This is a genomic window from Prevotella sp. AM23-5 (assembly GCF_003473645.1).
In the GTDB taxonomy this organism is placed as follows: Bacteria; Bacteroidota; Bacteroidia; order Bacteroidales; family Bacteroidaceae; genus Prevotella; species Prevotella copri_A.
This window is the reverse complement of sequence record NZ_QUCG01000106.1, coordinates 1-8,029: the sequence shown is the minus strand read 5'-3', so window position 1 is coordinate 8,029 and position 8,029 is coordinate 1. Positions and strand designations below refer to the sequence as shown.

General features: G+C 46.3%; 7 protein-coding genes. 6 read left to right on the top strand and 1 reads right to left on the bottom strand.

Annotated features, from left to right (window positions below):
- Window positions 1-159 precede the first annotated feature (159 nt).
- From DW657_RS16020 to cysK, 6 genes are all read left to right on the top strand, one after another.
- Window positions 160-675: an RNA polymerase sigma factor gene (locus DW657_RS16020; protein WP_118313413.1), complete on the top strand. Its 516-nt coding sequence runs from the start codon at window positions 160-162 to the stop codon at window positions 673-675.
- A complete protein-coding gene (locus DW657_RS16015; protein ID WP_118313412.1) occupies window positions 672-1,208 on the top strand; it encodes a hypothetical protein in 537 nt (178 codons plus the stop codon). Before DW657_RS16020 ends, DW657_RS16015 begins: the two co-directional genes overlap by 4 nt.
- Before the next feature lie 66 nt (window positions 1,209-1,274).
- Window positions 1,275-1,721 carry a DUF6108 family protein gene (locus tag DW657_RS16010; RefSeq protein ID WP_118313411.1) on the top strand — a complete coding sequence of 149 codons (447 nt, stop codon included), beginning with the start codon at window positions 1,275-1,277 and terminating at the stop codon, window positions 1,719-1,721.
- A 63-nt stretch (window positions 1,722-1,784) separates the two neighbouring features.
- Window positions 1,785-2,678: a hypothetical protein gene (locus DW657_RS16005; RefSeq protein ID WP_118313410.1), complete on the top strand. Its 894-nt coding sequence runs from the start codon at window positions 1,785-1,787 to the stop codon at window positions 2,676-2,678.
- A gap of 660 nt (window positions 2,679-3,338) precedes the next feature.
- Window positions 3,339-4,634 carry an O-acetylhomoserine aminocarboxypropyltransferase/cysteine synthase family protein gene (locus DW657_RS16000; protein ID WP_118313409.1) on the top strand — a complete coding sequence of 432 codons (1,296 nt, stop codon included), beginning with the start codon at window positions 3,339-3,341 and terminating at the stop codon, window positions 4,632-4,634.
- Window positions 4,635-4,665: 31 nt separating this feature from the next.
- Window positions 4,666-5,613 carry a cysteine synthase A gene (gene cysK, locus DW657_RS15995; protein ID WP_118313408.1) on the top strand — a complete coding sequence of 316 codons (948 nt, stop codon included), beginning with the start codon at window positions 4,666-4,668 and terminating at the stop codon, window positions 5,611-5,613.
- 516 nt (window positions 5,614-6,129) lie between these two features.
- On the opposite strand, the gene DW657_RS15990 is transcribed toward cysK, so the two are convergent.
- Entirely contained in the window at window positions 6,130-7,470 is a 1,341-nt protein-coding gene (locus DW657_RS15990; RefSeq protein ID WP_089543775.1) for a hypothetical protein, read from the bottom strand.
- Window positions 7,471-8,029 lie beyond the last annotated feature (559 nt).

Here is an 8,029-nt window from a genome sequence, read left to right as displayed (position 1 = left end):
TCTCTCAAACACTTTTTATATGTACTTTCAGGAGGTTAAATTTTATGTTTCACTTGCAAAAATACTATTTTTCTTTGAAAAAAGAAAGCATTTTTTGAAAAAAATCTTTTTTAAGATGTCCGATTTTTCAATTTCATACGTCTATAGAGTGTTAAGGTTATGAGAACAGAAGAATTCAACCATATCATCCTACCGATGCGCAGCAACTTGAAAGCGTATGCGCTAAGGTTGACTGAGAGTGACGACAATGCCGAAGACCTCGTGCAGGAAGTCATGCTCAGGCTGTGGGACATACGCCAGAATATCAAGGCAGAAGATAACCTCAAGGCGCTCGCCATCACCATCATGCGCAACAAGTTTTATGACCAGTGCCGACATGAGGAGCGGAACTTCACCACCGACAAGGTGATGGAAGTGCCCATAGAAGACCGGCGGGCAGAGCAACGGGACGAGGTAAACCTCATCAAGCAGATAGTGGCACAGCTTCCGCCCTTGCAGCAGCAGATATTCCGAATGAAGGAGATAGAAGGCTATACTGCCGATGAAATCATGCAGATAACGGGATGTACTGCCGATAATCTCCGAAAGAATCTCTCCAGAGCCCGACTCAAAATCAGAGAGACTTATATGAACATCGTGAAACAGAACAAAATAAAGAAGGAGGAAAGAAGATGAACGATAAAATAAAAAGAATCGATGAATTCAAGGGTATCAATGAATTCAAGACGATACAGGACTTGCTCGACAAGTATATGGATGGTGCCACTACCAATGAGGAAGAGGCAACGCTCAGAAAATATTTCGAAGAGCATGCCAATGATATTCCTGAAGAATGGGAATCCTACCGCGCCCTTTTCAGCTATATCGGATTCGAACAGATGAATCTTTCTCAAATTCTAAAAGAAGAAGAGAAGGAGGAGGATTTCGAAAAGAAAGATATCGAAAAGGAAGAAATCCCAAAGAAGGAAGCTTCTCGCAGCAGATGGCTCAAATATTTCGGCACTTCTGTGGCAGCCGCCGCTATCATCGCATTCCTGATTGTGGGCATCCAGAAGATAGCCCAGCCTCAGCCTGAATGTTATGCAGTTATCGATGGAAAGGTTTATACCGACCAGGAGTTCGTTCATAACGAAGCCCTGGATGCCCTGGAAGATGTTTCGGCAGATTCCGAAGATCCATTCAGTGCCCTGGATATGATGAAACAATAAATTCATCTTTTAGATGAAACAATCAATCAAACTATAAAGTATAATATATATAATAAGGTATAGAATATGAAACGATGCAACTTGATAAAACGCTTCTTCATCGGACTGCTTCTTATCGTGGTAGCCTCGATTTCGGCTAATGCCCAGGAGGGGCTGTACGTAAAAAGTATATTCCAACGCTTCGGACACGCCAAGGGATGCAAGATGGTTACGATGCAGAATACGCAACTCAAAGGTTACAAACTCAAGATATACAAGAGCCTGGTATATAAGTACCATGCCACGGAAATAGCCCACTATCTGAAGTCCGACCGCAAGGCTGCAAAGAAAATCAGAGAGGTGGTGGAGAATGGCAAGATGGTGAGCGGCTATTACATGATGGCCCCCTTGAGCAATGGAGACAACCGCTTTATCCTCTTCAGCAATCCGAGTGAAAGCAAGGGAACCGTGATTTATATCGAAGGCGACCTGTCGCCCGAAGATATCATGAAACTCTGCTATTCCAGAAGATAGAAACAGCATTTTCCTTCTGGAATCTTCTCAATAAGAATAAAAAACAACATAAAATATAGTATTATGAATATCAAAAACGTAATGATGATGGCTGCCATGATGCCAGCCTTCGCCCTTGCTGAAACCAACAGCAACAGTGCACCAGCCTCGGTAGAGGCTAACGACACCACAATCAGAGTGAACGACCAGAACATCGTCATCAAGCAGGATGGCGAACAGACTTCTGTGAAGATATATAAGATGAACGGCAACGAGATGACCAAGATTTCCGAAACCCAATTCGTAGATGGTCAGGAAGTAGAAAAGGTATTTGTCACCTCGCCTTTCATCCCTCAGACTTTGAGCAAGCGCAAGCGCAGTCTGGAGAGTCATTATCCAACCTTCTTCTTCGGCTGCAGCCAGTTGCCAGGCAGCAGGGGAAGCATGGGAGGCAACAACGAGATGCACAGTCGCGACTCCAAGTCGTGGGAATGGGGCATCACCCTCACCAGTCTCTGCTTCCGCCTTTCCAACGAAATGGCGCTCACCTCCTCTCTCTCCATCGGACAGGTACACCACCATTTCAAGGACAATTATGTATTAAGCACCGAAAACGGGGTATCAGCAATGACTCCGATAGAAGGCGAGACGCTGAAGAAAAGCTATATCAGCTACAATGTACTCCGCCTGCCTATCATGCTGGAGTGGCAGAAGCGCATAGGATGCCATGATGCATTCCTGGCGTTAGGTCCATCGGTAGAATACCGCTGGCACGAGCATTCCCGCTACTTCATCGGAAAGCACAAGCATACCGAAACGGGCGATATCAACCTCAACCCTATCGGCGTGAACCTGGAAGCCCGTGCCGGCTACTCAGGAGTGATGCTCTACGCCCGTGCCGGAATAACCCCGCTGCTCAACAAGACCAAGGCTCCCGAGTGCTACCCGATGACCATCGGCTTAGGATTCAGATTGTAACATAGCTGCAATGTAGCAGAAATATAGCTATAATGTAGCAGAAATATAGCTGTAATGTAGCAAAACATAACTGAAACTGTCCCCATCTGATACCCCCTTTCAGATGAGGACAGTTTTTTATTCTGCCAAATTCGGGAATTAAAAACGGCCAAATTCGGGAAAAATTTTCGGCCAAATTCGGGAATTTTGGAAAAAGTGGCGATAGGTGTGCGAAATCTCATAAAAAAACATAGATTACGCACACCTATCGCCACTTTTTGCTGTTTACCGGCCAAACTCGGAAGTGAAACATAGCCAAATTAAGTAACGAATCGCAGCCAAATTGGGTAACAAATCACAGCCAAATTAGGTAACGAAATTCGCAAATCACGGCCAAATTAGGTAACAAATCACGGCCAAATTGGGTAATTTTGCCCATTTTTCTGCTAAAAAATGCCCGAATACCACAAACGTGGTAGCAGGAATACTACTCATGTGCTATTTCAGAATCCAAAAAATCGCCGTACCTTTGCAGCGTCAATCAGAACAAACAGCATGATGACTTTCAGAAGGACATCAGAATGTCTTTCAGAGAGAGAACATCAATCTGATTTCTGGGCGGCAATTTATATAAATGAATAGATTGAGTATTAACATAAAATTAAAGAAAGGACATAGATTATGAGTACAGAAAAGAAACTTCGCTTTGAGACACTTCAGTTGCATGTAGGTCAGGAAAATCCAGATCCAGCTACCGACGCTCGTGCGGTGCCTATCTACCAGACCACAAGTTACGTGTTCCGCAACTCTCAGCACGCTGCCGATCGCTTCGGACTCCGTGACGCAGGTAATATCTATGGTCGCTTGACCAACTCTACTCAGGGTGTATTCGAAGACCGTGTAGCTGCCCTTGAGGGTGGTGTAGCAGGTTTGGCTGTCGCTTCTGGCGCTGCCGCCGTTACCTACGCTCTGCAGAACATCCTTCAGAATGGCGACCACATCGTAGCTGCCGACAACATCTACGGTGGTACTTATAACCTCATCACTCATACATTATCCACACAGGGTGTAAGCTACACCATCGTGGATCCTCGCAACTTCGAGCAGGTAGAGGCTGCCATCCAGGACAATACCAAGGCTCTCTATGCAGAGACCTTCGGAAATCCTAACTCAGATGTAACCGATATCGATAAGTTGGCAGAGATTGCTCATCGCCACAACATCCCATTGATTATCGATAACACCTTCGGCACCCCATACCTCATCCGCCCTATCGAGCACGGAGCAGATATCGTGGTTCATTCTGCTACCAAGTTCATCGGCGGTCATGGTTCATCTCTCGGTGGCGTCATCGTAGATGGCGGTAAGTTCGACTGGAAGGCAAATGCCGACAAGTTCCCTACTCTCGCCAAGCCAGACCCATCTTATCATGGTGCCGTATTCGCAGATGTAGCCGGAGCAGCAGCCTTCGTAACCCGAATCCGTGCGGTCATCCTTCGTGATACCGGTGCAACCATCTCTCCATTCAATGCCTGGATTCTTCTTCAGGGCTTGGAGACATTGAGCCTCCGTGTAGAGCGTCACGTTCAGAATGCATTAAAGGTGGTAGAGTATCTGGAGAACAATCCTAAGGTGGCTAAGGTTAATCACCCAGCCGTTCCTTCTCATCCAGACCACGAGCTTTACAAGAAGCTCTTCCCTAACGGCGGTAGTTCTATCTTCACCTTCGATATCAAGGGCGGCGAGAAAGAGGCATGGGAGTTCATCGACCACCTGCGCATCTTCTCTCTGTTGGCTAACGTAGCCGACGTGAAGTCACTGGTTATCCACCCAGCAACAACCACCCACTCTCAACTGAGCCCAGAGGAATTGGAGGAGCAGCACATCTATCCTTCTACCGTTCGCCTGAGCATCGGTATTGAGAACATCGACGACCTGATTGAGGCACTCGATGAGGCATTTACCTACGTAAAATAAAAATATGAATGATTTAAATTAGAGTACAGTTATGGCAAAGATATATAAACAGATTACTGATTTAATCGGTAAGACCCCATTGGTAGAATTGGGTAAGTATTCAGCATCCAAGGGTTTGGAGACTCCTGTAATTGCTAAGGTAGAATTCTTCAATCCTGGCGGAAGCGTAAAGGATCGTATCGCACTTGCGATGATCGAAGACGCTGAGCAGAAGGGCATCCTGAAACCAGGTGCCACCATCATCGAACCAACCAGCGGTAATACGGGTGTAGGTTTGGCTCTGGTATCAGCCGTAAAGGGCTACCACCTCATCCTCACCATGCCTGAAACCATGAGTGTGGAGCGCAGAAACCTGGTGAAGGCTTACGGTGCTGAAGTGAGATTGACCAGCGGTAAGGACGGAATGCCTGGCGCCATCAAGGCTGCCGAGGAGCTCCGCGATTCCATTCCGGGTTCCGTGATTCTGGGACAGTTTACCAACCCAGCCAATCCTGCCAAGCACTATGCCACAACTGGACCAGAAATCTGGGCTGATACCGATGGCGAGATTGATATCTTCGTAGCCGGTGTAGGAACAGGCGGAACCATTTCGGGTATCGCCAAGTATCTGAAGGAGCAGAATCCTAACGTGAAGGTGATTGCCGTAGAACCTGCCACATCGCCTGTATTGAACGGCGGACAGAGCGGTCCTCACAAGATTCAGGGCATCGGTGCCGGCTTCGTTCCAGAGACCTACTCTTCAGAATTCATCGATGAGGTTTTGGATATTCAGAACGATGATGCCATCAAGGCAGGTCGTGACCTGGCTCAGACCGAGGGCCTCTTGGTAGGAATCTCATCAGGTGCCGCCGCCTTTGCAGCCACCGAGATTGCGAAGCGTCCAGAGAACAAGGGCAAGAAGATTGTTGCCCTCTTGCCAGATACTGGCGAGCGTTATTTAAGCACTGTACTCTATGCTTTCGAGGAGTATCCACTCTAATTCACATTCGGATATTTTCTGAAGAAAGCAAAATCTATCATAATTTCCCCAACCCGCTTTTCTTAGCGGGTTGGGGATTTGTTGTTTCCAAAAGAACGTTCGCAAGTCACAGAAAAAGAACGTTCGTAAGTCACAGAAAAAGAACGTTCGTAAGTTACACCCCACCCGCCCTGAAAGGGCAGAAGCTCCTAGCCCAGGGCAACGCCCTGGGTAATTATGGCCACAAACCTGTCGCCCTGTAAGGGCAAAAGCTTTAAAATACCAGGCGAAGGATAAAGCTTTTGCCCTTACAGGGCGCTTAATAAACCACCAATAAACCCCAGGGCGTTGCCCTGGGCTAGGAGCTTCTGCCCTTTCAGGGCGGATGGAGCAAACTTACTGCTGCCCATTCAGGACAAGAGGGGGCAGCTTCAGTTGAATGTCTGAAAAAACAACTGAAACTGCCCCTATCTGAGAGCATCTTATTCTACATTTCGACTATATTTTATCGAAAGATTATCTTATTCTACTTTTCGACTATGCTTTTCCGAAAGCACTCTTGCGGAAAAGCGTCTTTCTGCTCACCACATCATATTCCAGATACCCTCGCTTCATCCAGCTCTTCAGCATCTCCCGGGTACCGCCAGGCTTCAGGTTGGCCTCGTCACGAAGCTTTTCCAATGCCTCCCATGTAAAATCATCAGGCAATTGCTGGAGAAGATTCTGCGGACCGCGGGAGGTGAAACGCTGATGTCTCTCATCATCTATCAGATCCCAGAAGAAGCGCATCTTGCACCACAGATCATAATGCAGCGACCAGCGGATGAAATCATCGATCTCATCCTCCCATTTGCAACCGTTTGCCACATAGAGCACACAAGCCTTGAGATAAGCTATCACGAGAGCACGGAATGAGAAATTCTCGTAGATGCGGTCCTGACTGCAGATAGAGAAATCACGACATTCCTCCATGAGTTCGTTGATGAGACGGACGGCCTGAGGACAGTCTATCTTGCCGCGCACCTTGCACAGGCGATTGATGTAAGGACGAAGCTCCTCATCGAAAGCCTCATCATAATCGCCATACACCGGCATATCAGAACCGATTTCACGGGGCGGAATGGTACAGAAATTGATGCGGGAGAGCGGACCGTCTGATACCACCTTCTTGAAGAACTGACGACCGTGACCGATGGTGGTACAGGCATTCCAGTTATAGAGGATGTGTACTCTTTCGTTCACAGAACCGGGCATGGCGCGGGTCTGCCCGAAGGAGTTACCGGGGTCAAAGGCGAGGCACATGATAGTCCATTTTCTGCCTCTCTGCTTGCCCTTTCCGCCATCCTCGATGGCATCCCACTGATCAATCTCGTTCATGTTGGAGTAGAGGAAATGGCCCTTGGCATCATACATTCGCTGCACGAAGGCTGCCGAAGTCATGTCCGGATCCACTTCCTGCACCATCAGGTCGGTAGGACGCTTCGGCTTATACTTGTGCGTACCCATCGTATTCACCTCCAGCTTCCACTCTTTCTCTCGCTGCAGGTTCACCTCATCCCTCTTGCGGATATCGGCCATGATGTGATTAATCGGAGCATTCACGCAGCTCTTTCCTGCACCTGTGGGGGCCATGAGCACGTTCATCAGTGTTGCTTCGTGTTCTACACCATCTACATACTCGAAGCTTACCTGATAGAGGTGGGCGGCAAGAGATGGGAATACGGCATGAGCCACGGCTGGCTTGTAGATGTCAGGGGTACGACTCACTAGGAGCTTGATAAGCGATGGCAGTTTTTCCGGCATCGCAGGGGGAAGTTCCTCTTCCTCCTCTTCGTCTTCAAACAAAAGATCTTTCTGATTCTCTTTGTTTTCTTCCATTTTGTTTAGTATTTATTAGTTGACGGTTGAAGTTATTTTCAACACACCACAAAATTACGAAAAATATCCAAGACCACCAAACGTTTCCGCAAGTTTCTACTCATATCAGGAATCTTTCTACTCCCATTGAGATTTTTTCTACTCACATAGGGACAGTATCACTTATTTCAAGATACATCAATCTATCATTCTTCATAACATAAACTATATTATATATAGATAATATCATTAATAATATATATAATATAGTATATATATATAAATATCTATATATTAATATATTATATACTTATAAGAATATAATATATCCTATATATGAAAGAGAAACGCAAAGAAGATTAATATCTTTACATTTTAACAACCTTAATAAATCTTACCTATCTCTACCCTATAGTTTAATGTCCATTTGAAAAACTGAAACTGCCCCCATGTGATTCCATCATTTAAACGAAGAGTTATTGATAAGAAAACATTGAGTGATGCGGCACAAAACATTGAGTTGTCACCCAAGAAACTACGAGTTATTTTCTTTAACATAAAGCTCTAAAGCAGCCAAAGG

Excerpts from the sequence above, each read along its gene's own strand:
- DW657_RS16020 (WP_118313413.1), top strand. The coding sequence starts at position 160 with ATGAGAACAGAAGAATTCAACCATATCATCCTACCGATGCGCAGCAAC.
- DW657_RS16015 (WP_118313412.1), top strand. The coding sequence starts at position 672 with ATGAACGATAAAATAAAAAGAATCGATGAATTCAAGGGTATCAATGAA.
- DW657_RS16010 (WP_118313411.1), top strand. The coding sequence starts at position 1,275 with ATGAAACGATGCAACTTGATAAAACGCTTCTTCATCGGACTGCTTCTT.
- DW657_RS16005 (WP_118313410.1), top strand. The coding sequence starts at position 1,785 with ATGAATATCAAAAACGTAATGATGATGGCTGCCATGATGCCAGCCTTC.
- DW657_RS16000 (WP_118313409.1), top strand. The coding sequence starts at position 3,339 with ATGAGTACAGAAAAGAAACTTCGCTTTGAGACACTTCAGTTGCATGTA.
- cysK (WP_118313408.1), top strand. The coding sequence starts at position 4,666 with ATGGCAAAGATATATAAACAGATTACTGATTTAATCGGTAAGACCCCA.
- DW657_RS15990 (WP_089543775.1), bottom strand. The coding sequence starts at position 7,470 with ATGGAAGAAAACAAAGAGAATCAGAAAGATCTTTTGTTTGAAGACGAA.